Source organism: Rhizobium cauense (genome assembly GCF_019511525.1).
GTDB classification, from domain to species: domain Bacteria; phylum Pseudomonadota; class Alphaproteobacteria; order Rhizobiales; family Rhizobiaceae; genus Rhizobium; species Rhizobium cauense.
Map to the genome: position 1 here is coordinate 69,770 of NZ_JAEUAT010000004.1, position 26,056 is coordinate 95,825.

At 58.8% G+C, this 26,056-nt stretch carries 24 protein-coding genes; 6 read left to right on the top strand and 18 right to left on the bottom strand.

Annotation, left to right across the window (positions count from 1 at the left end):
• Positions 1-249: 249 nt before the first annotated feature.
• The gene (locus JNB88_RS08890; RefSeq protein WP_223217155.1) at positions 250-1,701 is read right to left on the bottom strand and encodes an O-antigen translocase; all 1,452 of its coding nucleotides are present in this window, start codon (positions 1,699-1,701) and stop codon (positions 250-252) included.
• Between the two features lie 119 nt (positions 1,702-1,820).
• Complete coding sequence (locus JNB88_RS08895) at positions 1,821-3,116, bottom strand: polysaccharide biosynthesis/export family protein (protein ID WP_223217131.1); 1,296 nt, start codon at positions 3,114-3,116, stop codon at positions 1,821-1,823.
• A gap of 349 nt (positions 3,117-3,465) precedes the next feature.
• Here JNB88_RS08895 and JNB88_RS08900 point away from each other — a divergent pair, with 349 nt between their 5' ends.
• A complete protein-coding gene (locus JNB88_RS08900; RefSeq protein WP_220355133.1) occupies positions 3,466-4,920 on the top strand; it encodes a GumC family protein in 1,455 nt (484 codons plus the stop codon).
• 79 nt (positions 4,921-4,999) lie between these two features.
• Positions 5,000-5,791 (top strand): CpsD/CapB family tyrosine-protein kinase, encoded by a 792-nt coding sequence (locus tag JNB88_RS08905; RefSeq protein ID WP_220355134.1) that lies wholly within the window; start codon positions 5,000-5,002, stop codon positions 5,789-5,791.
• A 57-nt stretch (positions 5,792-5,848) separates the two neighbouring features.
• Here JNB88_RS08905 and JNB88_RS08910 read toward each other — a convergent pair whose 3' ends face one another.
• The 7 genes from JNB88_RS08910 to paaN all read right to left on the bottom strand — a co-directional run bounded on the left by JNB88_RS08910 (position 5,849) and on the right by paaN (position 14,098).
• Positions 5,849-7,870 (bottom strand): 3-hydroxyacyl-CoA dehydrogenase NAD-binding domain-containing protein, encoded by a 2,022-nt coding sequence (locus tag JNB88_RS08910; RefSeq protein ID WP_220355135.1) that lies wholly within the window; start codon positions 7,868-7,870, stop codon positions 5,849-5,851.
• 4 nt (positions 7,871-7,874) lie between these two features.
• Positions 7,875-8,576: an ABC transporter ATP-binding protein gene (locus JNB88_RS08915; RefSeq protein WP_220355136.1), complete on the bottom strand. Its 702-nt coding sequence runs from the start codon at positions 8,574-8,576 to the stop codon at positions 7,875-7,877.
• On the bottom strand, positions 8,563-9,348 hold the full coding sequence (locus JNB88_RS08920) for an ABC transporter ATP-binding protein (RefSeq protein ID WP_220355137.1): 786 nt from the start codon (positions 9,346-9,348) through the stop codon (positions 8,563-8,565). Before JNB88_RS08920 ends, JNB88_RS08915 begins: the two co-directional genes overlap by 14 nt.
• Positions 9,345-10,301 (bottom strand): branched-chain amino acid ABC transporter permease, encoded by a 957-nt coding sequence (locus tag JNB88_RS08925; RefSeq protein ID WP_420832180.1) that lies wholly within the window; start codon positions 10,299-10,301, stop codon positions 9,345-9,347. The genes JNB88_RS08920 and JNB88_RS08925 overlap by 4 nt, the downstream gene beginning before the upstream one ends.
• Before the next feature lie 2 nt (positions 10,302-10,303).
• Entirely contained in the window at positions 10,304-11,176 is an 873-nt protein-coding gene (locus JNB88_RS08930) for a branched-chain amino acid ABC transporter permease (RefSeq protein ID WP_220355139.1), read from the bottom strand.
• Positions 11,177-11,248: 72 nt separating this feature from the next.
• Positions 11,249-12,397, bottom strand: a complete 1,149-nt coding sequence (locus JNB88_RS08935; protein ID WP_220355140.1) for an ABC transporter substrate-binding protein — start codon at positions 12,395-12,397, stop codon at positions 11,249-11,251.
• Positions 12,398-12,439: 42 nt separating this feature from the next.
• On the bottom strand, positions 12,440-14,098 hold the full coding sequence (gene paaN, locus JNB88_RS08940) for a phenylacetic acid degradation protein PaaN (RefSeq protein WP_220355141.1): 1,659 nt from the start codon (positions 14,096-14,098) through the stop codon (positions 12,440-12,442).
• Between the two features lie 101 nt (positions 14,099-14,199).
• On the opposite strand from paaN, the gene paaG reads away from it, so the two are divergent.
• From paaG to JNB88_RS08960, 4 genes are all read left to right on the top strand, one after another.
• Positions 14,200-14,994, top strand: coding sequence for a 2-(1,2-epoxy-1,2-dihydrophenyl)acetyl-CoA isomerase PaaG (paaG, locus tag JNB88_RS08945; protein ID WP_220355142.1), 795 nt, complete (start codon positions 14,200-14,202; stop codon positions 14,992-14,994).
• A complete protein-coding gene (gene paaI / locus JNB88_RS08950) occupies positions 14,991-15,440 on the top strand; it encodes a hydroxyphenylacetyl-CoA thioesterase PaaI (protein WP_037136696.1) in 450 nt (149 codons plus the stop codon). Before paaG ends, paaI begins: the two co-directional genes overlap by 4 nt.
• A gap of 32 nt (positions 15,441-15,472) precedes the next feature.
• Positions 15,473-16,783, top strand: coding sequence for a phenylacetate--CoA ligase PaaK (paaK, locus tag JNB88_RS08955; protein ID WP_220355143.1), 1,311 nt, complete (start codon positions 15,473-15,475; stop codon positions 16,781-16,783).
• 102 nt (positions 16,784-16,885) lie between these two features.
• Entirely contained in the window at positions 16,886-17,482 is a 597-nt protein-coding gene (locus JNB88_RS08960) for a TetR/AcrR family transcriptional regulator (RefSeq protein ID WP_220355144.1), read from the top strand.
• 5 nt (positions 17,483-17,487) lie between these two features.
• Here the strand turns inward: JNB88_RS08960 and JNB88_RS08965 are convergent, their stop codons facing one another.
• The 9 genes from JNB88_RS08965 to pcaF form a co-directional block, all read right to left on the bottom strand.
• Entirely contained in the window at positions 17,488-18,102 is a 615-nt protein-coding gene (locus tag JNB88_RS08965; RefSeq protein WP_220355145.1) for a transferase hexapeptide repeat family protein, read from the bottom strand.
• A 4-nt stretch (positions 18,103-18,106) separates the two neighbouring features.
• A complete protein-coding gene (paaZ, locus tag JNB88_RS08970) occupies positions 18,107-20,164 on the bottom strand; it encodes a phenylacetic acid degradation bifunctional protein PaaZ (protein WP_220355146.1) in 2,058 nt (685 codons plus the stop codon).
• Positions 20,165-20,180: 16 nt separating this feature from the next.
• A complete protein-coding gene (locus JNB88_RS08975; RefSeq protein WP_220355147.1) occupies positions 20,181-20,936 on the bottom strand; it encodes a Phenylacetic acid catabolic protein in 756 nt (251 codons plus the stop codon).
• 28 nt (positions 20,937-20,964) lie between these two features.
• Positions 20,965-22,041: a 1,2-phenylacetyl-CoA epoxidase subunit PaaE gene (gene paaE, locus JNB88_RS08980; RefSeq protein WP_220355148.1), complete on the bottom strand. Its 1,077-nt coding sequence runs from the start codon at positions 22,039-22,041 to the stop codon at positions 20,965-20,967.
• Positions 22,042-22,066: 25 nt separating this feature from the next.
• The gene (paaD, locus tag JNB88_RS08985) at positions 22,067-22,591 is read right to left on the bottom strand and encodes a 1,2-phenylacetyl-CoA epoxidase subunit PaaD (RefSeq protein ID WP_220355149.1); all 525 of its coding nucleotides are present in this window, start codon (positions 22,589-22,591) and stop codon (positions 22,067-22,069) included.
• A gap of 15 nt (positions 22,592-22,606) precedes the next feature.
• Positions 22,607-23,386, bottom strand: coding sequence for a 1,2-phenylacetyl-CoA epoxidase subunit PaaC (paaC, locus tag JNB88_RS08990; protein ID WP_220355150.1), 780 nt, complete (start codon positions 23,384-23,386; stop codon positions 22,607-22,609).
• Positions 23,386-23,670, bottom strand: a complete 285-nt coding sequence (gene paaB / locus JNB88_RS08995) for a 1,2-phenylacetyl-CoA epoxidase subunit PaaB (RefSeq protein WP_037136679.1) — start codon at positions 23,668-23,670, stop codon at positions 23,386-23,388. Before paaB ends, paaC begins: the two co-directional genes overlap by 1 nt.
• 101 nt (positions 23,671-23,771) lie before the next feature.
• Positions 23,772-24,776 carry a 1,2-phenylacetyl-CoA epoxidase subunit PaaA gene (paaA, locus tag JNB88_RS09000; RefSeq protein ID WP_037136678.1) on the bottom strand — a complete coding sequence of 335 codons (1,005 nt, stop codon included), beginning with the start codon at positions 24,774-24,776 and terminating at the stop codon, positions 23,772-23,774.
• Positions 24,777-24,801: 25 nt separating this feature from the next.
• A complete protein-coding gene (pcaF, locus tag JNB88_RS09005) occupies positions 24,802-26,007 on the bottom strand; it encodes a 3-oxoadipyl-CoA thiolase (protein WP_220355151.1) in 1,206 nt (401 codons plus the stop codon).
• Positions 26,008-26,056 lie beyond the last annotated feature (49 nt).

Below are 26,056 nucleotides of genomic sequence, written 5' to 3' on the forward strand. Positions count from 1 at the left end.
GTTTGAAGGCGTCGAGACGCGACCGTTTGTAATCGCTCCAACTTCCCCCAGGAATGCCGTGGCAAGCTGTCGCGGCTATTGGAGTGGCGAACCGGGGCGACAACATCCCTAGCGAGCCACTGGTTCAGTCAATGGCGAACGGTGTAGATCGCTGCAGCTCGATGTCGCTATGTCGGTCAACGTGCACGACCAAAACGCTGATAGATTCTAACCTGTGTTCGTTCTAGCTGGCCACCGACATTAGATGGTTTACACGCTGCGCATACTCTCGAGCAGTGGGCGGATGGCTTTCGGGAGCGTGTGTTGTGGCAGCAGGCTAGCAACCATCCTCAGCGATAGGAGACCCACCAGGATTGCGACAACCAGGCCAAGGGTCGTTGCTTGCCAGAGCGGCAGGAATTGGAATGCGGCGAAGACGAGCGTCGAAACCGGCAGATATGCGGCGATCAGCTTCCGATTGGCGGGTGACCAACGAAATTCCGTGAAGCGTCGCGCCACAAAATACATCAGAACGCTGTGCCAAACATACAAACCAAAGAAGGCAAAGCCAGCGCCAGCAGCACCAAATGCTGGTACGCACAGCCATGCAAGTCCAACGTGCACTATAGCAGCGGCGACTTCCGACCAGAAGAAAATCGCCTTCGCGCCCTTAGCAAGAACAATGAATCCGATGGGCCAAGCCACGATCCGCAGCATCATTCCTAGGCAGATCCAGCGCAGAATATCGACCGCTCCCTGAAAGGCCGATGAGTAGAATAAAGCCATGATGGCGGGTGCTAGCGTCAGCGTCGCGATCAGCCCGGGCCCGGCCAGCAGTATGCTGATTTCGGTTTGCTCATTAACTAGCCGATTGCATTCTTCATTGTCTTGCGCCACAGCCGTGAGGCGCGGGTAGAAATCGGTGCCCATGGCCTGCAGGATGAAGCCTGCATAAAGTCCACCCAGTGACCAAGCGGCTTGATAAAGGCCGGCGGCGTGCAATCCACTCTCTGACGAGACGATAAGGCGGATAGCGTAGGCGCTTCCCATCGTTAGAAACCCGCTTGCCATGAAGATGATGCCAAGCCTTAACAAGGCACTTGTTTCCTGCAATGCCCGTCGCGTCGAGAGGGACACACGCGGGATCTCGATCTTTCGGCTGAACCACCACGAGGTCGCAAAGCTTGCGATCGCCGCAGCAACCAGGGAGATCGCAATTCCAGGCTCTCCGAGGAGGTAAATGATCGGAACTCCGATCAATACACTGAAAAGACCGCCCAGTACGCTCATCCAGGCGAGGCCGGATATATTGCGCATGCCCTGAACCAGCGCCACTCGTCCTCCTGCCGCTACCTGGAAGGCGACGGCCAGTGACAAGACCATTACGCCGAGCGTGTATTGGGAATTTCCGAAGGTCAATTGCGCGACAGGTGCAGACAACATCAGCAAAAGGGCTGCCCCAGCGACACCCAAGAGTATGGAAACGCGACGTAAAACTGCTGCGACCTCGGCAATTCGCCCGGTTTCCTCTGAACTGACAGCTGCAATCTGGCGTACACCGCTAGCGCTGATCCCGACTCCTGCCACGGTCTGTGAAATATCAACAATCGAATTGTAAAGAGCCATCACCCCTATGCCCTCGGGCCCAAGGAGAATAGCCATAGCCTTGTTGCGGACAATGGAGAAGATCACGTTGATGGCCGACGATCCGCCGATAAGCATCGTCGATTTGACTATCTGCACATAGCTCTTGCTATTGCGGCACGTTCCATTGGGAGAACGTATTGTTGAAGGGCCACTAGTGGGCTCGTCAACGTCATCTTCGTTGTCGAATTTGCTGATCATTGGCTATTTTTGTCTGCAGTCGCGTCGGTCGCCTTCGGGGAGGTCGATGCGCTTCGGACAACTTTAAGGACGTCTCCGGGCATCATTGTCGTTGTTTCATACGCGACAATTTCATTGCTTTTCCCAGCGGTAGTCCTGACTATACGAAATTGTAGCTTCGCTTCTTCGTCTGATTTTTGGGCGTCGCCGGACGATAAGCTTTCCATAAGGACCTTCTGGCTAGTTTCTTTTTTTAACCTCAACTGTTCAGCGTTTGCACGCTCAGCCTGCAGTTCCGAAGCAACTTGAGTCCGTCTCTTGTCTTGTAGACCTTCGAGGTCACGCGTCGCCTGACTAATGTTCTGGCGAGCCCGCATGATTGCGACCGTGAGATCAAGTCGATCATTTTGATAGCCCCTCATCATACGCTCGACCTCCGCCTGTCGCGCTGGAACAGCGGCTCCCCGCGCAATTAGGGCGATTGTGCTGTCAAGTTGCTGCTGCACGGAGACGATGTTGGCATCGGTGCCCTTTATCTTTTCCTGCAACACATCGATCTCTTCGGCCATAAGATCACGTAGGCCTGACAGCGATTTCGCTTGCCTCGCCAGTTCATTTGCTCTGGCGGCGAATATTGCCTCTTCCTGCTTGTAAATAGCTGCAGCTAAGGGATTCAAGTTCTCGTTCTCTTGGCGCGAGTGGAAAGTCGTCTCACCGGCCATCTCCGCTTCGAGGCGCTCGATCTTTGCAGCATTGCGGATCGTGGAGTCGTCGATTTCCTTCAAACCACCAACCATCTTGGTGATGTCCAGTGAGCTTTGCATTCCCGCCGCAGCACGTACTTGGCCCCCTCCCATTGCAAGGGCCTGCAGGACGGTGATGTCGTTGTGAAACTCGTACTCACCAGGATTCGTGACGTCTCCTACGACGTAGATTGGGGGGTACTTGAGGATTTCGACTGTGGCGGCCGGCTCATCAACCAGTCCGATCTTTTCCTTCAGCATCTTTGCGACTGATGATGCCAGCGCTGCCTCATCCATGTTGTCGATGGAGACAGGTCCTAGAAGAGGAACCGAAATAGTGCCCATGTTCGAGACGGTGTACTCGCCTCCGACTGTAGCCCATTGCTCGTAAGTCCCCTTGGTCGGGATCCACTGCACAAGTGTTAGTCGGATCTTGGTGTTTGGAAGAAGGGGAGCGCTGAAAGCTGCACTGACGCTGAGAAAAGCCAGCCCAGCAAATGCTGCGGCGGATAGCTGTGCTAGCCGCCGCAGAATAATTCTTAATCTCATCCTCAATATAAATTGATGCATTAGCAGGGGTCCGGAACTGTTAATGCGAACTAGAAATATAAAATGGGGTCATGGCCGCAATTTATACATTCTAATATTCGCCATTGCTTTAATGATACATTGGGCCGCTGCGTCAATGCAATAGAGTGGCGCCTCAGCAAAAATGATTAGCATCTGAGAGACGTGACGGGCAGGGCGGCGCCTCTTGGCTAGAAGATACGGGAAGGCCCAAACCAAATACTAGTCAAATGTACTAGGAGCCATCGGACAGGCACCCACTATCGATCAACTATCGTGGTTCCCGAAACTGGTCGAAGATGTCATCTCCACAGTAGGCCGCTCTCGTTTCTTTTGTTCGGATGACTTCGTGATGGGTGACATTGATGTCCGTTTTTATCTTTCAATTTTGCTGCGGAGATTGCCGTTAATTTTAGCATGCGTGGTTGTGACGACGGCCATCGCTACTGCTGTCGCTCTCCTCCTACCGCGTAGCTATCAATCCACCGCGAAAATCCTCGTAGAGGCGCCTCAGATACCTGTTAATCTTGTGCGGTCGACAGTGCCAACAAGTTCATTGGGCCAACTGCAGATCATCCAACAACAGCTGACGACACGAGACAATCTCGTAAAGCTTGCGAGCAAGCTCGAAATTTATGCAGATGAAAAAGAGAAGCCGCCGATCGAACATGTAGTGAGGGACCTACGCTCACGACTCATTTTTGAGGAAACAGAACTGAGTGGCGGGGACGGTGCATCGGTGTTCACCGTTGGGTTCGAGGCGGGCACTCCGGCATTGGCAGCAAAGGTTGCAAATGAACTTGCGACATCGATTTTGAACAGCAACCAGAAACAACGAACAGATAGAGCAGGAGATACGCTCGAATTTTTCAACGAGGAGGTAAAGAGACTTGACAGTGACCTCGGTCGAATTGAAGGGGATCTCTTGAAATTCAAAAACGACAATCGGGATACCCTCCCTGAGAGTCTCGAGTTTCGCCGGACTCAACAAAGCACTCTACAGGAACGTCTGATATCGCTCGAACGTGAGCAATCGGATCTTCGCACGAGGCGAAGTCTTCTGGTCGAGACTTATATGGTTACGGGCAAATATCCGACAGGCGAGCCTCTTACTGCGGATCAGCAGATGCTTTTGGACCTGAACAAAGCCCTTGCCGACCAGCTCTCCGTTTTTTCCGAAACGAGCCCCAACATCATCGCGTTACGAGCGCGAATTGCCGCCCTGCGCGGAAATGTCGTTCCAAAGAAGCAAGAGGGTGTCGATACCAAGGCGCAAACCGGACTTGATCTTCAGCTGTCCGACGTTGACCGGCGGATAGCCGCGATCGATAAGGAGCAAGGTCAGATAACCGCGAAGATTGCTTCACTCACTCAGTCGATCAGCGCCACGCCTGCCACCGACATCCGTCTAAACGCGCTTGAACGAACGCTCGCGAACACACAGACACAATACAACACGGCAATCGCCAAACGAGCCGAAGCATCGTTAGGTCAACAGATAGAAGCACGCTCGGATGGCGGCCGGTTTTCATTGTTGGAGGCGGCCACAGAACCGCAATCACCGTTGCGATCGCGGCGGCGAATGATCGTGCTCGCGGGCTTCATGGCCGGTGTTGCAATCAGTTTCGCGATCATCGCCTTGCTTGAAATCCTGAACAAAACAATCCGTCGTCCGACCGAGTTGGTCCAGATGCTCCAGGCGCAACCGTTGGCGGTTATCCCGTTCATCAACACCCCCTATGAAGCAAGAACACCTCCACTGAAACGAAGGATCAATAGCGTCAAGCGAGTACTCAGCTTTCGGTAGAATATGTCAACGCCGGACCGTGGGCTGAAAAAGTGAACCCGAATAGCGTCAGGCTTCGACGCAGTGTTAAGGACCTGTAATGGAATCTGTAGGTAGATCGTCGCGTAGTAGAGGGGTTGTCGAACTCGACGATCGGGGCCCGACCTTGCCGGAAACACTGGAGATTGTGAGAGGGACGTGGGAAGGGTTATCCCCACTTGCCATCGACAACGATGCGGCAGCCAATAATCGCATTGTCACTTTGAACCGATCATCACCGGCCCATGCTGCATTTGACATGATGCGGACGAAGCTGCTCCGCCTCCTCAGGGAAAATCACTGGACTTCGGTTGCCATTACCTCCCCGACCGCGGCATGCGGCAAGACTTGCATTGCCCTCAATCTTGCCTTCAGCTTGGCCAACCAGAGGGATTGTCGAACGGCACTTGTTGATCTCGACCTACGGCGACCGCAGATCGGGAAGGCTCTTGCGATAAAGAAGCCAGGTGCGATGGAGAGTTTCCTGAAAGGCGAGGCTGGCCTGCGCGAGACCTTTTTTCGGTACGGAGATAACCTGGCGATCGCACCAAATCGGCAAGCTGTCCAGTTCTCGGCCGAACTTCTTCAAAGTGCCTCGGCAGCCCAGGCCATCCAAACTATGCGTCAGGAGATAAAGCCGGATGTCATTTTATATGATTTGCCTCCTATGCTGTCGACCGATGACGTGCTTGCGTTCCTGCCGAATGTCGATGGTGTCATCCTCGTTGCCGCGTCCGATCAAAGTACAATGAGTGAGGTCGATATCTGCGAACAGAGCCTGCGTGAGAGAACGAATGTGCTTGGTGTTGTCCTCAACAAAAGCCAATATAGCCAGGAACAGTACGGCTACTGACTGACGTCCTGCGTTTGCAGCCTAAACGACGCTTCGTGCCGAAACGTCGTGCCTGCTTCAGTCACCTGTGAAATTGGCGGGCTCGGCCAGATCCATTGCTGCAAGCTCGCTGAGCTTTACGGCAATCTCCGCCAACCCTCGCGCTTCGGCATAGTGCATCAAGCCACCACGCCAACGGGGGTATCCGTATCCATGGATTTCCACGAGGTCGATGTCTTCCGCCCGCAATGCGACCTTCTCTTGCAGGATTTTTGTCGCCTCATTGACCATTGGCAAGATAATGCAGTCGATGATCCCTGATTCATCCCACTGGCGTTGCGGTGTCCGTCCAGCTTCTTCAGCGATAATGCCAGCGACGACTTTCGAGGGCTGTGGACTGCGATCGCCTTTTGCATAGTCGTACCACCCACCACCGCTTTTTTGGCCAAACCGTTCCAATGCGCAGAGACGTTCCGCGATGGGGGCGAAGGGGGTTTCACCGCGTGCCCGCGCCGCCCGGCGCTGGAATCCCGCGATATCGAGCCCGCCGAGATCCTGAGCCTCGAACGGGCCCATTGGCAGACCAAAGGCGCGCATGGCCGTATCGACGGCCTGCGGTGTCGCGCCCGAAAGCAGCAGTCGCTCAGCCTGGGCGCGTGTGGTCTTGAGGATACGATTGCCGATAAAGCCGTCGCAGATGCCGGCACGCACGGGGACCTTGCCGAGCATCCGCGCAAGGGCAAAGCCCGTTGCAAGGGTCGCGGGCGCGGTCTGGGCGGTGGGAACGATCTCCAGCAGCTTCATGACATGGGCCGGACTGAAGAAGTGCAGCCCGAGGAAGCGTTCGGGATGCCTGATATTACCCGCTATCTGCTCTGGATCGAGGTATGAGGTATTGGTCGCCAGGACAGCATCGAGGCGGCAGACCGCAGAGAGCTTGTCGAAGACTTCGCGCTTCACCTCGAGATCCTCAAAGACCGCTTCTATGACTAGGTCAACCCCCGCCAGGCGGCTGTAGTCTATCGTATCGGTTACGCCAGACAGCCGTTCAGCCGCGGTCTCCGCGGTGATTTTTCCGCGCTTGACCGCGCCTTCGAAGATTGATCGCAGATTGGAGAGACCGCGCTCGAGCGCAACTTCATCGCGCTCAACGAGCGTGACTGGAAGCCCCGCATCGCGAAGGGCCGCCGCAATGCCTGCCCCCATTGTGCCGCCGCCGATAACCGCGGCGGAACGGATCGCCCGGGGCTCGACGCCGGTGAGTTCCGGGGGCCTTGGTGCTGCGCGCTCTGCAAAAAACACGTGACGCAAGGCCGCCGCCTGAGATGAACCGCGCAACTCCAGAAATGTCTGGCGCTCGAATGCAATCGCGCCTTCGAAGTCAGCCTCGGCCGCCTTGCGCACGCAAGCCAATGCACGAAGCGGCGCATCCTCGCGCTTGGCACGGCTGGCGACGGCTCTCCGGGTTGTCTCCCAGAACGTCTCGTCCACTGTGGGCACCCCACGTTGGCTAAGGGGGAGCGGTAGGGATTGATCAAGCGCGGCGTGAGCAAAGTCGATTGCGCCTTTTTCCAGGTCCCCCTCGACGATCGCATCGATCAAGCCTTGCGAGCGGGCCTTGGGCGCAGCGACCGGCGTACCGGTCGTCACCATTTCGGCGGCCAATGCCGGACCGACCAGCCGCGGCAGTCGGACTGTCCCGCCTGCGCCGGGAACGATACCGAGCCGGACCTCAGGCAAGCCAACGCTCGCTGACGGTACAGCCACGCGGAAACGGCAGCCGAGCGCCACTTCGAAACCACCGCCGAGAGCGCTGCCATGAATTGCCGCGACCCATGGCTTGGCAGCCGTCTCGATGCGCGCCACCAGATCGGGCAGGTGAGGGGGTATCGGCGGCTTGCCGAACTCGTTGACATCGGCACCGGCGATGAATGTCCGTCCCTCACATATCAGAATGACCGCTCGTACCGACGGATCGGCATCCAGCGCCTCGGCCGCATTCCACAGATCCTGCCGCAGGGCATGCGAAAGTGCGTTGACGGGCGGATTGTCGATGGTGACGACGGCGATATCGCCGGTGCGTTCAATGCTCACGGTCATGGCGTCAGATTCCCAGGTAGGCTTCGCGAATTCGTTCGTCGGCAATCAGATCCTGCGCTGGTCCCGACATTGTAATACGGCCGGTCTCCATCACATAGCCGCGGTCTGCGATCGACAACGCCCCAAAGGCGTTCTGTTCAACGAGCAGTACAGTGACGTCAAGCGCGCGAAGGCCTTTGACCACTTCAAAGATCTGGGCGACTAAGATCGGAGCCAGCCCCATGCTCGGTTCGTCGAGAAGCAGGCAGGAAGGACGTGCCATCAGCGCGCGTGCGATTGCAAGCATCTGCTGCTGGCCGCCTGAAAGGCCACCGGCCGCCAGGTTTCGTTTCTCCCGAAGCACCGGAAACATGGTGAACGCCTCGTCCATGTCACGGTCGACCTTGTCGTCCGAGAACAGAAACGCTCCGAGGCGGAGGTTTTCCTCGACAGTGAGATTTGTGAAGATCTGCCGGCCCTCCGGCGATTGCGATAGACCGAGCGCCGGCCGACGGTAGGCAGGAACAGTGTTCAAGGCTTCTCCCCGGAACACAATGGAACCCGCTGAGACCGGCTGAATGCCGGACAGACACCGCAGGAGTGTCGTCTTGCCAGCGCCGTTCGCGCCGACGACAGTAACGATCTCCCCTGACCCGACCTCAAGATTGATGCCATGCAGTACCTCGATGCGGCCATAGCGCGACCGCAGCCCTTCAACCGTCAACATTGGCTGCCTCCACACCTTGCGCCCCAAGATAGGCTTCGATGACCCGCGGATTGCGTGAGACCAACGCTGGTTCACCTTCCGCGATCTTTTCTCCGTGGTCGAGGACGACGATGTGGTTGGAGATCCGCATGACCATCTTCATGTCGTGCTCCACGAGAAGAATGGAGACGCCCTGAGCAGCGACCTCGACTATCAGGTGATCGATTTCTTCCGTCTCCACTGCATTGCAGCCGGCAGCCGGTTCATCGAGAAGAAGGATGCGCGGCTGCAGCGCAAGCGCTCGTGCTATCTCAAGCCGCTTCAGTGCGCCGTAAGAAAGCGACCCAGCGGTCCGCTGAGCAGCCTGGGCGAGACCGACACGTTCCAGAAGTTCATGAGCGCCAGCCTCGGACACCTGACTGCGGCGCCGTGACGAGGGCAGCGAAAAGAGGTCGGCCAGGATAGAACCTCGCTCATGCAGATGGTGTCCGACGGTCACGTTCTCGAGAACGGTCATGGCCTGGAAGATCTGCAGGTTCTGGAAGGTGCGCGACAGCCCGCGTTCGGCGAGCAGATGCGGGCCAAGACCGGTAACATCCTCGCCAGCAAGCAGAATGCGGCCCCGACCGGGCAGATAGACGCCGGAGATCATGTTGAACAGTGTCGTCTTGCCGGCGCCGTTTGGACCAATCACCGAGACGATCTCACCGGCTTTTACGGAAAAGCTAACGTCATTGACCGCCCGCAATCCGCCAAAATCAATCCCGAGACCCTCGACTTGAAGCAGGCTCATTCTCCCCTCCCTTTGACGAGGCGTGCCAGGCTCGGTAGCAGGCCGTTGCGCATGAAGATCATGACGAGCATCATGATCAGGCCGAGTGCGAGCTGCTCATATTCCTGGAAGACAGTCAGTACCTGCGGCAGCGTTGTGAGGATCGCAGCGCCGAGGATCGCGCCGGCAACCGAACCCGCGCCGCCGAGAACGGCCATGGTGATCAGTTCGATCGAGTGCATGTAGCCTGCGACGTCGGGTGTGATGAACTTGTTCTGCAGTGCCAGGAGCGATCCCGCCACCGACGCATAGACTGCCGAGATCACGAAGGCTTGCAGCTTGTATTTGGCGACATCGACGCCGACTGTACGGGCGGCGACCTCCGAGCCGTGCAGCGCACGCAAAGCCCTGCCGGTCGGGCTGTGAAAAAGGTTGAGGGCAAGCCAGGCGCCAATCAGCATGATGAGGCCGGTAAAGGCATACCAGAAGACGGGGTTTGACATGTCGAGGCCGAGCGATTTCAGCAGCGCCCGGAGTCCGAGATCGGCGACAGCAATGCCGTCAGGACCGCCAGTCCACGCAGCCTCATTGGCAAGCACCATGGCAACCAGTGCTCCGAGCCCAAGGCTTGCGACGGCGAGGTAGTATCCTTTGAGCCGCAAAATCGGTCGGCCGACGAGCCATGCAACAAGACCCGAAAGTACTGCTCCGAGGATTGCCGCCAGGGCAGGGTGCAGGCCGATGTGAACAGGTGCAAGAGCGCAGCTGTAACCTCCGATGCCGACGAAACCGGCGTGCCCGAGGCTGATCTGGCCTGCATAGCCTGTCAGTATGACGAGACCAGTCACAGCAACCCCGTTTACGAAGATCAACGAGCCGACGCGGAAATAGTAAGAGGATGGAAACACGAAGGGCAACGCGACGATGATGAGCGCGAGCACCAGGAGCGTTGTTGCTTTTGAGGAGAGTTTCATCGTCATACCCGATCCGTCACTTTGCGGCCGAAGATGCCCTGTGGCATGGCGAAGAGGACGGCGAGGATCACGATGAAGGCTGCCGCGTCCTTATATTGCGAACTGATGTAGCCCGCGGTCATCGCTTCGAGGATGCCGAGCAGAAGTCCGCCCACCAACGCCCCTTTGGGATTGCCCATGCCGCCTAGCATCGCAGCAGCGAAACCCTTCAGCGCGAGTGATATGCCGACGTCATAACTTGTCAGTGTGATCGGTGTTACGAGAACGCCTGCCAAAGCGCCAATTGCCGCCGAAAGTGCAAAGCTCAGCGTCATGATGTAGCGGGTGTTGATGCCGACTAGTTGTGCAGCGATGCGGTTGTTGGCCGTCGCCAGGACGGCGCGTCCGGTCAGCGTCTTGGTGAAGAACACCCAGAGGCCAATGAAGACCGCAAGCGCTCCGGCCACCACCCACAGGCTTTGCGGTAGAATGGTTGCTCCAGCAAGCGCAATCGGCGTGTCGCCGGAGAAAGCGGGAAGACTGTGCAGTTGCTTGTCAAAAGTGATTTGTGTGAGGCCGCGAATGAAAATCGAGGCACCGATCGTGATAATGATCAGCGACACGACAGGAGCCCCCCGCGCCGGCTCGATCGCGAGCTTGTTCAATGCAACCCCGATTGCCGCCGTGGCAAGGATGGCAAGGATTGCCGCCAGTGGCAGGGGGATGCCCGCCTGGTAGGAAAAGACTGTGATCATCCCGCCGAGCATGACGAACTCGCCCTGGGCGAAGTTCACGACATCCGATGCGTTGTAGATGATGGTGAAGCCGAGTGCGACCAGCGCGTAGACCGCGCCGACCGTCACACCGGACAGCAAAAATTGCATGAACTCGGCCATTTGTGCCTCCCCAATTGGCGCCGCGCAACGGCGGGAGCACTTTTCTGCCCCGACCGTTGCCTGCTCAGTGGCTTACTCGACGATCTTCCAACCGCCGTCACGGATCTCGAGCATGCGGAAGGCCGTGAGGTCGAGCCCCAGGTGGTCGTCGCCGGACATCGTCACTGTCCCAGTTGTCCCCACCAGACCCTTGGTGGACTCAATGGCATCTCGGATTGCCTCAGGTTCGGCTTTGCCGGCACGGTTAATCGCGTCGACAAGAATGCGCAGCGCATCATGCGCATAGCCGCCAAAGGTGGATACCGGTTTGCCGGTGGCCGTCTCGTAGCTCTTTTTGTACGAGGCTACGACGGCGCGCTGTGGATCATTTTCCGGCAGGATGTCCGCGACCAGAAGCGCGGTGCCCGGCAGGCGAATGCCCTCGGCAGCACTTGCGCCGGCGAGATCAATGAAGCCGTTGGAGGCAACGCCGTGCGACTGGTAGAGTGGCAGGCCGACGGCAAGCTGCGCATAATTGCGCGTGACAATGGCGGGCCCATGGCCGAAGCCCGGGTTCAGGATTGCCTGTACACCGGCCGTGTTCTTGATGTTGGTGAGTTGTGGGGTCATGTCGGCGTCAGTCGGCCCGTAGGTCTCATCCGCGACGACCTCGATGCCGTACTCGCCAACGATTGCCAGGCATTGCTTGTGCATCGACGCGCCAAAGCCGTCTGAGCCGGAAATCATGCCGATTTTCGTAAAGCCCTTTTTCTTCATGTCATCGAAGATTTTTGCGCAGGCCATGCGATCAGTATGCGGCGTCTTGAAGGTGTAGGGCTTGACCGGGTCGATGATTTCGATTGCTCCGGCAAGCGAAATGAACGGAATCTCCGCGTCCTCTGCAACCGGGATGATAGCCATTGACGTTCCCGTTGTGGTGCCGCCGATAACCGCGGTCACTTCGTCATCCTCGACAAGCCGTGTCGCGAAGGTACGTGCCTTGTTGGGGTCGCCGCCGTCGTCATAGATAACGAGCTCAAGCTTTTCGCCGAGGACGCCGCCGGCAGCATTGATCTCATCGACCAGGAGCTTCAGCGTCTTTGCTTCGGGATCGCCGAGGAACGAGGCGGGGCCGGTTTCCGAGACGGTTGCGCCGATACGGATATCGGCAAGGGCGGGGCTTGCCAGGCCGAGAGCAAACGCTAGCGTGCCCGCCAGCGCGGTCGTTGTCGCAAATTTCATGTCAGTCTCCTCCCAAGAGAACAAAGGGTTAAGTCAAAGCCATCACGCCGCCTTCGGGCGACGCCACATGACGGTACGGAAGCGGTTGGCTACGAAAGCGGCGTCGGTCAGGCTGGCATTGCCTGACGGATTGGCGCCTGTAACGTGGAAATCACTGAAGGCAGCGCTCTGATTGACGAAGATTGCGCCGGTGAGATTGATCGAGAGGTTGACGCCTGAAGCTGCGAAAGCGTCCACAGCTGTCGCCAATCGTTTCTCGTCGGTCTCATAAAGTGCTGCAGTGATCGCTCCCTTCCGCCGAGCAAGCGAGTTGGCCCGGCCAACGCCGTCGGCCGCATCGGCGACAGCGATGATGAAGGTGATCGGGCCGAAGCGTTCTTCTTCGTAGACGGCCGTTTGATCTGCTTGGACGGCGAGAATAAGCGGGGTAGCGGTGCGCGCCTCTCCGGCAGCGACCGGAGCAGATCGACGAATGACTTTGCCGAGGCTAAGGACGCTTTCGACACGGGCCATAGTGGTCGGATTGGCGATTGCGCCACAGATGCCGGCGGCGCGCGCCGGATCGGCCAAGAGATCATCGATTGCGGCGACAATGCCATTTGCCACGTCGTCAAAGCTCTTATGACCCTCGTTCGACCCTATCCCTGCCTTGGGAACGTAGATGTTCTGGGGGGCGGTGCACATTTGACCGCTGTAAAGGGAAAGCGAAAACGCAATATTTGCGCACATGCCGGCAAAGTCGTCGGTCGAGGCGATCACGATCGAATTGACGCCGGCCTCTTCTGTGTAGACCTGGGCATTGCCCGCATGGTTTCGAACCCATTCGCCAAAGCTGCTGGATCCGGTGTAGTCGATAAGGGAGACCGCATCGTTCTGCACGAGGTCACGGGTGATTTCTGCACCGGGTGCATCGGCTGCAAGCAGCACGATATCGGGCAAGAACCCTTCCTCGCTTAGGACCTCGCGCATAACCGAGATTGTGATCGCCAGGGGCAGGATGGCGCCGGGATGGGGCTTGACGATGACCGTGTTGCCGGTCGCAAGGCTGGCAAAGAGACCCGGATAACTGTTCCAGGTCGGGAAGGTCTGGCAGCCGATCACCAGCGAGATGCCGCGTGGCACGATGCGCCAATGCTTTTCGAGTACGATCGGTTCGCCCTTGCCCTGCGGCTTGGTCCAGGTGGCCTCTGGCGGGGTGCGGACCATCTCTGTGTAGGCGTAGGCAACAGCCTCAAGGCCCCGATCCTGCGCATGCGGTCCGCCGGCTTGAAACGCCATGGCAAAGGCTTGCCCAGTTGTATTCATGACGGCGTTGGCCATTTCGAAACTGAGACGATTGAGGCGGGCTAATATCTCGAGGCAGATGCCAACGCGCGTCTCGACGGAGGCTGCTGCCCATTGCGGTGCGGCAGTGAGAGAAGCCGAAATCAGGGTCTCGGGATCAGACGCGGGATATGTGATGCCAAGAGCGGGGCCGAAAGGCGAAACTTCGTCTCCAACCGTGGTGGTTGCTGGATGTGCGGGAAGTTCAAAAAGCTTGCCGAGTCGCGCATTATAGGATGCGAGACCTTCATCCTTGGCCGTCTCGCCATAGATCTTGCCACTTGGAATTTCGGGATAGGCAGACCAATAGCCGCGTGCCTGCGCCGCCTTTTGGGCTGCTGCGAGCGTTGGCTGGTGGCGGTCGAAAAGGGCATCCATCACATGTTCCTCTCATGCTGTGGTTTTATAATTGACCGGCCGGTCGGTTTATGCAAGAGTTTTTTCATGAACCGCCCGATCCTGGCGGAACTGGAGGAAACATGTCCGAATCCGACACCGTCCTATCGGCGTTTGCCGAAGGCGTCCTTACGTTGACGCTCAATCGCTCCGACAAGCTCAATGCTTTCAACGAAGAGATGCATCTGGCCCTTCGTGCCGGCTTCGAGCGGGCACACCAGGATCTGTCCGTGCGAGCCGTGCTGCTCACCGCTGCAGGTCGAGGCTTCTGCGCCGGGCAGGATCTCGGAGACCGCGATCCCCGAAAGGGAGGAGCTGCTCCGGACCTCGGACGTACAATCGAAACGTACTACAACCCGCTCATTCGGCTAATCAGGACGCTGGACAAGCCAGTCGTTTGTGCGGTGAACGGTGTTGCAGCGGGGGCCGGTGCGAACATCGCGCTTGCCTGCGACATCACTTTGGCCGCCCGCTCAGCGCGGTTCATTCAAGCCTTTGCCAAGATTGGTCTGGTGCCGGATTCTGGTGGCACGTGGAGCCTACCTCGCCTGCTTGGTGAGGCGCGCGCCAAGGCACTCGCACTGACAGCGGAGCCGATCGACGCCGAAACGGCGGCAAATTGGGGTCTGATCTGGAAGTCAGTCGACGACGCCTCGCTCCTTGAAGAAGCGCGCGCCCTCGCAACGAAGCTCGCAGCAGGGCCGACAAGGGGGCTCGGTATGACCAAGCGCGCCATACAGGCCGCCGCCACCAATTCGCTCGACGAGCAATTGGAACTCGAGCGCGATCTCCAGCGCGAAGCCGGCCGCAGTGCGGATTACGCCGAGGGTGTCGCAGCGTTCCTCGAAAAGCGCAAGCCGGAGTTCAAGGGACGATGACGGACAGGACGGCCCTGACGGCGCAGGGGCTCGCCGATGCCTGCGCAGATGCGATGTGGCGGGAGGATAACGCCTCGCGCAATCTCGGCATGGCCCTGGAAAGTGTGGCGCCAGGCATGGCGGTCATCTCCATGATCGTCAAGGGTGAAATGACCAATGGTCACGGAACGTGCCATGGCGGGTATATCTTCACTCTGGCCGATTCCGCCTTTGCCTTTGCCTGCAATACCTACAACCAGCGGGCAGTCGCGCAGCATTGCTCGGTCACCTTCATCGCACCGGCTTTTGCCGGCGATCTGTTGACGGCAACCGCGCGCGAGGTCTCGCGGCGTGGTCGCGGCGGCATCTACGATATCAACGTGACCAATCAGAATGGCGAGCATATCGCCGAGTTCCGCGGTCATTCGCGCACCGTCAAGGGCACCCTTTTATCGGAAGGGGCGTAACGCCGCGGTTGTTTAATTCGGAGGAGACAGACATGGAAGACCTATCACCCCGCCCAGGCGATCTCGAGGCGATTGAAAGAGCCTCGCGTGACGAGATTGCGGCACTTCAACTTGACCGGATGAGATGGTCGCTGAGCCACGCTTATGAGAACTCGCCATTCTATCGCGCGCGCTTCGACGAAGCGGGTGTGCATCCGTCGGATTTGAAGTCGCTGGCCGATCTGGCAAAGTTCCCGTTCACCACCAAGAAGGACCTTCGCGACACCTATCCGTTCGGCATGTTTGCCGTGCCGCGCGAAAGGCTGGTCCGCATTCATGGGTCTTCGGGTACCACGGGCAAGCCGACCGTCGTCGGCTATACGCAAAAGGATATCGACACCTGGGCAGATATGGTGGCCCGTTCAATCCGGGCAGCCGGCGGCCGGTCAGGCGATATGGTCCATGTCGCTTACGGTTATGGGCTCTTCACCGGTGGCCTTGGCGCTCACTACGGTGCCGAGCGACTCGGCTGTACCGTTGTGCCGATGTCAGGTGGCATGACCGAGCGCCAAGTCACATTGATGCAGGATTTCAAGCCACGCATCATCATGGTGACACCCTCCTACATGCTCTCCATCCTCGACGAGTTCAAACGCCAGGGCATAGATCCCCGCGAGAGTTCGCTGGCGGTCGGTATCTTCGGCGCGGAGCCCTGGACGAACGCAATGCGACAGGAGATCGAACAGTCGTTCGACATGCATGCTGTCGACATCTATGGTCTTTCTGAAGTGATGGGTCCCGGCGTTGCCAGCGAGTGCGTCGAGACTAAGGACGGCCTGCACATCTGGGAAGATCACTTCTATCCCGAGATTATCGATCCGGCGACGGGTGAGGTTCTTCCTGACGGTGAAATGGGCGAGCTCGTCTTCACAACGTTGACCAAGGAAGGCTTGCCCATCATACGTTACCGCACGCGCGACCTGACACGCCTGCTGCCGGGAACGGCGCGTTCCATGCGGCGCATCGAAAAAATCACCGGTCGATCCGACGACATGATGATCCTTCGCGGCGTCAATGTCTTCCCGACTCAGATCGAGGAGCAGATCCTGAAGTGTCAGGGACTTGCGCCACACTTCCAGATCGAGCTCAGCCGGGCCGGCCGGATGGATCAGATGACCGTTCATGTGGAATGTACACCGGAGGCCGCAGACGAAATCGCACGTGCCTCCTCGGCAAAATCCCTTGCCCACTACATCAAGAGCGTCGTTGGTGTTACCACAAGGATCGAGATTCGCGACCCGGGCGGAGTCGCCCGTTCCGAGGGCAAGGCAAAGCGGGTCGTCGATAACAGACCGAAGGAATAGGGCGATTGCTTCCCGGCATGCCGAAACGGCCGGGAAGCACCGCCAAAGCTTTCATGAGCTCGTCGCGTGGAGGGCGCGAAGAAGGACAGGACAAAGGATCATATGGCACGAACGCGCGCGATCGATTTTGAAGAGAAGCAACGGAGCCTTTTGAGCAGCGCCGCTGCGGTTTTTGCAGAGATGGGGATGGAAAAGGCTTCCATGGCCCACATTGCATCGCGCAGCAATGTCTCCAAGGCCTTGCTTTATCACTACTATCCGAGCAAGGACGCGCTGATCTTTGACATCATCCGCAATCACCTCGAGGAACTGGAAGCTGCCGTGGCCGCCGCCGACCAACCCGGTGCGACACCCCAGGAGCGGCTTCGGCTCCTCGTTCGCCAGGTGCTGGAAAATTATCGGGGCGCCGACAACGAGCACAAGGTACAGCTCAATGGCACGAGTGCCCTGTCACCCGAACAGCTGGACGAGCTCAGGGCTATCGAGCGCAGGATCGTCAAGCGCTTCTCCAACACGATCATCGAGATCAATCCGGATCTCAATGCCAACAAGCCACTGCTGATGCCAGTGACGATGTCGCTGTTTGGCATGATGAACTGGGTCTACATGTGGTTTCGCCCCGGCGGTCCGGTTAGCCGTGACGAATATGCAGATATCGCCACAACACTGATCCTGGAGGGTGTCAAGGCGGTGCGCTGAGTACTTCAATCACCGAGCTTCAGTCGCTCCAGGATCAGCGGATCATATGCGGGTGCTTCAATCCGGCGACGGTCAACTTCCGGTTCCCTCAGCGGCTTGACGGGTTTGAGTTTGTCCTTCGCTTCCAGCGCAAGGCGTTGATAGACGCCCGTGCCCTGTCGCTTCCAGGCTATCTCCTTTTCGCTGAGCTCCCGGATGACTCTCGCCGGCGATCCGACAGCAAGACTGTTTGCCGGAATTTCTGCGCCGGCCTTTACGAACGCCATGGCGGCAACAATGGCATTTTCGCCAATAACCGCCTCGTCCATGACGACTGCATTCATCCCTACCATTGCATTGCGGCCAATCCTGCAGCCATGCAGGACCGCGCCGTGGCCAATATGACCGTCCTCGCCGATGATAACCTCGACGTTAGGGAAACTGTGCACGACTGAGGTTTCCTGAACGTTTGAACCACGCTCCATGGTAATCCGTCCGAAATCTCCCCTGAGCACGGCGCAAGGCCCGACATAGCAGGCCGGTCCAACGATGACGTCGCCGATCACCACGGCGGCGGGATGGACAAACGCCGTCGGGTGGATGACAGGCACAACACCATCATAGGAATAGACCTGCGCCATTTGATCAGTCCCTTGTCTTGGCGACCATCGTCAACACGTCGTATTGCGCAACCGTCGCGCCATGCTGGTTTGTTACCCGGCAATCCCAGCGCACCTCACCATGCTCTGCGCCGATGCGCGGGTTGATCTCCTTGCAGGTAAGCTGCACCTGCAGCGTGTCGCCCGGATTGACTGGAGTGAGGAAGCGCAGGTTGTCGACACCGTAGTTCGCAAGAACCGGGCCGGGAGCCGGGTCAACGAAGAGGCCGGCGGCAAAGGAGACGATCAGATAACCGTGTGCCACGCGCCCATCGAAGAACGGATTGGCACGGGCAGCCTGCTCGTCCATGTGGGCGTAGAACGTATCGCCAGTGAAATTGGCGAAATGTTCGATATCTTCGAGGCCGACTGTTCGCGTACCGGTGACGAGTTGGTCGCCGATGCGGAGTTCCGCGAGCGATTTGCGGAATGGATGTACGTCGTCTTTGCGCACTTCCGCGTCGGGAACCCAGCGGCCGGTCACAGCGGACAGAAGTGTCGGCGAACCCTGGACGGCAGTCCGCTGCATGTAGTGCTTCACGCCGCGAATTCCGCCGAGTTCCTCGCCGCCGCCAGCGCGCCCTGGGCCACCATGAACAAGGCCGGGCAATGGCGAGCCGTGGCCGGTTGAAGACTTGGCGCTCATGCGGTTACCAATCAGCACGCGGCCGTGGAAAGGCGCCATGCCGAGGACGACCTCTTCGGCAAAACCGGGATCGTTTGTGAACACCGACGAGACCAGGCTTCCCTTGCCGCGGCGAGCAAGATTGACGGCCTCCTCAACACTGTCATAGGGCATGACCGTACTGACCGGACCGAAGGCTTCCACGTCGTGAACTGCCTGCGCTTCCCAAGGCCTGTCGCAGTAGAGAAGAACCGGATTGAGGAACGCTCCTTTATCTGCATTGCCGGAGACAACCCGCACATCGTCAGGATCGCCGGCAACAATCTCGGCATCGGCAAGCAGATCGCGTATTCGCGCGCGCACCTCGTCTCGTTGGGCGAGGCTCGCAAGCGGCCCCATTCGGACGTTTTCATCGGCGGCATTGCCGAGGGTTGTTTTGCCAAGCCTCTCGCCAAGCGCCGAGACCAGCGCGTCGCAATAGGCGCGTGGCGCAATGACACGGCGGATCGCTGTGCACTTCTGGCCCGCCTTTGCTGTCATTTCACGGGAGACTTCCTTGACGAAAAGCTCAAATTCCTCTGTGCCAGGGCCAGCGTCTAGGCCGAGGACAGAGGCGTTCAGGCTGTCCGCCTCCATTGTGAAACGGACCGAATTGTCGATGATTGCCGGATGCGTCTTCAGCTTTCGTCCCGTCCAGGCGGATCCCGTAAAGGTAACAACATCCTGTCCATCGACATGGTCAAGAAGATCGCCGACCGAACCGCAGACCAGTTGTACGGCGCCTTCCGGCAGAAGGCCGGTCGCGATCATGCGACGCACGACGAGCTCGGTTAGATAGGCAGTCTGGCTGGCTGGCTTGATAATTGCCGGCATGCCGGCAAGCAGGGTCGGGGCCAGCTTCTCCAGCATGCCCCAGACTGGGAAGTTGAAGGCGTTGATATGGATTGCGACGCCTTGCAGCGGCGACAGGATGTGCCGGGCCGAGAAAGTACCGTCGCGCGACAGGGTTTCGACGTCTCCATCGACGAGGACGCGAGTGTTTGGCAGTTCGCGCCGACCCTTGGAGGCATAGGAGAGAAGGGTGCCGATCCCGCCGTCGATGTCGATCCAGCTGTCGGTCTTTGTGGCGCCGGTTGCCGATGAAAGGGCGTAGAACTCGTCCTTCCGATCCATCAGCGCCTGACCAAGCGCCTTCAGCATCGCTGCGCGCTCATGGAATGACAATCGTCTCAGTGCAGGTCCGGCTTTTTCGCGGCCATAGGCCAGAGACGCCGCAAAATCGATGCCACTGGAATCGATCAGTGCGACCGGCTCGCCCGTCGAGGCGTCGAGCAGTTGCGTGCCGTCCTTCGTGCCCGGAACCCAGCGCCCAGAAACAAAGCTTTCCAGCCGGCGTGGCGGGTTTACCAGAACGTTCATTGTTTCATCCTTCCGGTCAGTTCAGGTTGAGCGCTGCAAGCTGCGCATCGATGGCAGCCTGCCATTCGGACAGCAGCGCCTCGTTGGGGGTGTGGCGTAGCCCGAAGCGGGCCAGCGTTTCGTAGCGGGCCGAGCCGGAGAGGCCGAAACTTGCCGTAACGCGCGGGCGCCAGTAGGCGATCGCTTCACGTGCCGCCGACGTTCCGTCTTCACTTTCAGCAACCCGCTTCAGTCCCTCGATGCCGAGTTCGGTGTGATGTGCCTCGCGCGGCAGAATAGCGCGGAACACTTCGGCGAGCGGCTGGTAGGAAACATGGGTGAGTTCTCTGAGCTGGATGGCGCCAGCAGTCCCCATCAGGACGTTCATGACGACCGCGTCGATCCAACCGTGCAGGGGATAGTGGAAGACGGATAGTCGCATGTCGCCGCCCTGACGCGCAGACCCGATATCGGCCTCACGGGTGAGGCGGGCGTCCCAGGGGTGATGGACGGCGTATCGTTCGGTATCAGCGCCGAAGCTGCCCATGATTTCGAGGACACGGCCAGCATGGTCGGTCTTCTCGAGAACGATTTTCGCGGAGGCAATGCGCTCCTTGATGCCGGGCGCATCGTTGATCGTGTCGGCAAAGCCGGCTGCGCCAGCAAGCTCGCTATCAACGAAACTCGCCATCAGGCGCAGAAGTTCGCCGCGATAGCGCGGTGTCACATTGTCGGGCGACGTCAGCACACCGCCCTTGAGCAGATACTCCTCGATCGGCATCGTATCGGACATCAGCATTCCTCCCTCGCTTCTGCGCGCCTTACTGGTCGTAGCTGACTACGACCCGGTCGCTCAGCGGATAACATTGGCAGGTCAACACGTAGCCTTGGCGAACCTCGTAGTCCTCCAGCGCGTGGTTGACTTCCATCTCGGTCTCGCCCTCGATCACCTTGGCCCGGCACGTGGAACAGACACCTGCCTTGCAGGCGTAAGGTGCGTCCATATTGTTCTCGAGCGCGGCTTCGAGGAGTGTTTGCCCCTGCTTTGGCATCTTGAATACCCGGGTTGCACCATCGAGGGTGACCGTCGCCTCACAGGCAGCGGACCGATCCTGAGAGCTGAGGCTTTCCGTCTTCCGGCGCGCCCGACCCGGCTGCGAGGATGCAAAGAGCTCGAACTTGATCTGCTCTTCGCGCATGCCGTGATCACGAAGGGCGGCAGCGATCGTCAGCATCATCGGCTCTGGTCCGCAGATGAAAGCGGTGTCGACGGTTTTGAGGTCGATCCAGTGCTTGAAAAGTGCTGTGCACTTGTCAGCGTCGATGCGACCGGTGAAAAGGTCGATATCCTGGGCCTCGCTTTCCAGCACATGCAAAATGGAAAGGCGCCCGAGGTATGTGTTCTTCAGATCTTCCAGTTCCTCACGGAACATGATCGAGCTTATCTGCCGGTTAGCGTAGACGAGCGTGAAGCGGGAGCGCGGCTCACGCGCCAGCGTGGTCTTGATTATGGACAGCACTGGCGTGATGCCGCTGCCGGCGGCAAAGCCAAGATAGGTCTTGGAAATCTCCGGTTCGATCGCCGTGAAGAACGCACCCATCGGAGGCATCGCCTCCACTGTGTCGCCAATCTGCAGTTCTTCATTTGCCCAGGTGGAAAAGCAGCCGCCGTCGACCCGCTTGATGCCGACCCTTAGGACGCCTTCGTCGCGTCCTGCACAGATCGAGTAAGAACGGCGCAGTTCCTCACCATCGAACTTCCGGCGGAACGTCAGATACTGGCCTTGCGTGAAATCAAATGCATCGCGCTCCTCGTCCATCGGAGCGAGGGTAACGACCACGGCGTCACGTGTCTCGCGGCGGATATCGGTGACCTGAAGAGAATGGAAACGTGCCATATTGCGGACCTCACTGGGCAAAGCGTCAGATGCACTTGAAGTAGTCGAATGGTTCCAGACAATCGGTGCAGCGATAGCTGGCCTTGCACGGCGTCGAGCCAAACTGGCTGATCTTTTCGGTGTTTGCCGATCCGCAGCGCGGACAGGCGATCGTCAGGTTGGAGCGACCCGAGAGGCGCTCGACACGTTGGCGCAGCAGGCCATCTATCGCGGTGCCATCAACGGGTGGCGCAATGCCGTAGGCCTTGAGCTTCTCGCGACCCTCGTCGCTGATCCAGTCCGTCGTCCAGGCCGGTGAAAGCTGACGTTCCAGCCGCAGCTTTTCGATCCCCTTTTCAATGAGCGTCCGCTCAATGTCGAGGTTGATGATCGCTGTTGCCGGACAGCCCGAGTAGGTCGGCGTCACCGTTACCACCAGTGTCTCGTCATCCCAGGCGACATGGCGGATGATGCCGAGGTCGACCAGAGAAATCACCGGAATCTCGGGATCCGGAACCTCTGCGAGCCACTGCCAGACGTCGGCTGGCGAAGGCAAAGTCACGGCCATCATGACCGTCTCCTTCCGTTACCAGGTGGCGCCCGGATAGGCGCGCTGCAGGAATTGCAGATCGGCCAGGATGAAGCCCATGTGTTCGGTATGAACGCCGCGCTTTCCGCCCTTGTGCATGAAGCTGTCGGCTGGCTTTTTCAGCGTCGCCTCAGAGAGTGTCTCGCCAATGAGTTCATCCCACGTGGCCTTCAGGCTTTCCGGACCCGGAGCGATGCCGGAAGTTGCGAGCTCTGTGTCGACTGCGTCGTCGATGAAGAGTTCACCAGTATAGGCCCAAAGATCGTCAAGCGCCTCCTGCATGCGGCGATGGCTTTCGGCGGTGCCGTCGCCGAGGCGAATGATCAGATCGCGGCTCCGATCGAGATGGTAGGCAACTTCCTTGACGGCCTTTTCTGCAATATCGGCAATGCGCTTGTCGGTAGAACCGCAAAGCGCCTTGAGCATCAGGAAATGCCATGCATCGAACAGGAACTGGCGCATCAGCGTCTTGCCGAAATCTCCATTCGGGCGTTCGACAAGGAGAACATTGCGGAAGTCGCGAGCATCGCGCAGGTAGGCGAGATTGTCTGCACTGCGACCGAGGCCTTCCACTTCACCCGCAAGGCCGAGCCAGAGTTGTGTCTGGCCGATAAGATCAAGCGCGGTATTGGATAGAGCAATGTCTTCTTCGAGCGCTGGGGAATGACCGCACCATTCGGAAACGCGATGGCCAAGGATCAGCGCATTGTCGCCCATGCGGGTCAGAAACTCGAAAAGCGCGGTCTGGCTGACGGCTGTGTTGGAGGAGACGCTCATCACATATGCCCCACTTCATCGGGAACGTCGAAGAAGGTTGGATGGCGGTAGACCTTCGAATTCGACGGATCAAACAGAGGGCCCTTGTCGGAAGGCGCACTCGCGGTGATGTCGCTTGAGCGCACCACCCAGATACTCACGCCCTCGTTGCGACGTGTGTAGACGTCACGCGCATTGTTGACCGCCATCTCGGCATCGGGCGCGTGCAGGCTGCCAACATGACGGTGATTGAGGCCGTGCTGGCCGCGGATAAAGACTTCCCAAAGAGGCCATTCGCTGGACATGGATGTTTCTCCCGTCTTGCGTCTCTCGCGAGCGATAGCCCGGAAAGTCGCGTGTTGTTAAAAATGCGACTGCTTTGAGCGGACGCCGAGGCATCCAGCCGTTACTCTGCTGCGATGCGCGCAGCGGCGCGACGCGATTTCGTCTTCTCGGCATGAGCAACAAGACCGTCACGGAACCATGCACCCTCGTTCCAGGCCTTTTGTCGGGCGCCCAGGCGTTCAGCATTGCATGGGCCATTCCCGGCGATGACGGCGAAGAACTCGGTCCAATCTGGTTCGCCGAAGTCGTAGCCGCCCTTTTCCTCATTCCACCGCAAATCCGGGTCGGGGACCGTGAGGCCGAGATACTCTGCCTGCGGCACTGTCTGGTCGACGAACTTCTGGCGCAGTTCGTCATTCGAATTCTGCTTGATCTTCCAGGCCATTGACTGGGCAGAATGGACAGATGCGTCGTCAGAGGGGCCGAACATCATCAGCGACGGCCACCACCACCGGTTCAGCGCGTCCTGCACCATTTCCTTCTGGGCGGACGTACCCTTGACCATCTTCATCAGGATGTCGAAGCCTTGGCGCTGATGGAAGCTTTCTTCCTTGCAGATGCGAACCATGGCGCGGGCGTAAGGCCCGTAGGAACAGCGTTGCAGCGGCACCTGGTTCATGATCGCTGCGCCGTCAACCAGCCAGCCGATCGCGCCGATATCGGCCCAACTCAGCGTCGGGTAGTTGAATATCGAAGAATACTTTGCCTTGCCGCTATGCAGTTGCTCGTACATCTCGTCACGGCTTATGCCGAGCGTTTCGGCGGCACAGTATAGGTAAAGCCCATGGCCTGCCTCGTCCTGGACCTTGGCAAGAAGGATCGCCTTGCGCTCTAGCGTTGGAGCACGGGTAATCCAGTTGCCTTCAGGGAGCTGCCCGACGATTTCAGAATGTGCATGCTGGCTGATCTGGCGCATCAGCGTCTTGCGATAGCCTTCCGGCATCCACTCCTTCGGCTCGATCTTCTGGCCGGCGTCGATGCGCTCCTGGAATGAGCGTTCGACCGGGTCCATCTCATCGAGCGTCTTGACGCGGGCGCTGTCGGTTTTGACCATTTGTGCGTACATGGTTCGTCTCCTTTGCCGTCGCGCGTCAGACGCGCTCGATTATGATTGCGATGCCTTGCCCGACGCCGATGCACATGGTGCAAAGCGCATAGCGACCGGCCTGGCGGTGCAACTGGTAGGTTGCCGTCGTTACCAGGCGCGCCCCGCTCATGCCGAGCGGATGGCCCATCGCGATGGCGCCGCCATTTGGATTGACATGGGGCGCATCGTCGGGGACGTCCAGATCGCGAAGCACGGCGAGTGCCTGGGCGGCAAACGCCTCGTTCAACTCGATCACATCCATTTGGTCGATTGAAAGTCCAGCGCGCTCCAATACGCGCCGCGCGGCAGGGGCGGGACCGATTCCCATGATACGGGGCTCAACGCCAGCTGCCGCCATCGCGACGATCCGTGCTTTCGGGGTCAGACCTTGCTCCCTTGCAGCAGCCTCGCTGGCTACGATCAGGGCAGCTGCGCCGTCGTTGACGCCCGAGGCATTGCCGGCCGTAACACTGAGATCGGAACCGTTGACGCCCTTCAATCTTGCGAGCTGGTCTGTCGTCGTGCCCGGGCGAGGGTGCTCGTCTCGGTCAACAATGACGGGGTCGCCCTTCTTTTGGGCAACTTTCACGGCGACAAGTTCATCGGCAAAGTGACCTGCTTCCTGCGCCGCCGCCCACCGGGCCTGACTGCGAGCTGCGAATGCGTCCTGATCGGCGCGGCTGACCCCAAAATCGGCCGCAACATTGTCTGCGGTCTGCGGCATGGAATCGACGCCAAACTGTGCTTTCATCCTGGGATTGACGAAACGCCAGCCAATGGTGGTGTCATAGACCGCATTGGCACGGGAAAAAGCGCTATCTGCCTTCGGCATGACAAAGGGCGCGCGGCTCATGCTCTCGACGCCACCGGCAACCACGAAATCACAGTCGCCGGCACGGATTGCCCTGGCCGCCATTCCGACAGCATCCATTCCGGAGCCGCACAGACGATTGACAGTGGTCGCAGGGACGGTGAGAGGCATGCCCGACAGTAGCGCGGCCATGCGGCCAACATTGCGGTTGTCTTCGCCAGCCTGGTTGGCGCAACCGAAAATCAGATCATCGACCTTGCTCCAATCGACGCCAGGATTGCGTTCCATCAACGCTGTGAGGGGTAGTGCCGCCAAGTCGTCTGCGCGAACCGTAGCAAGCGCGCCGCCATAGCGGCCGATGGGTGTACGAACGGCATCACAGATAAACGCTTCCGACATGCGCGATTTCCTCCTGCTCCCACAGGTCCGCCAACTCATTTGAATTAAC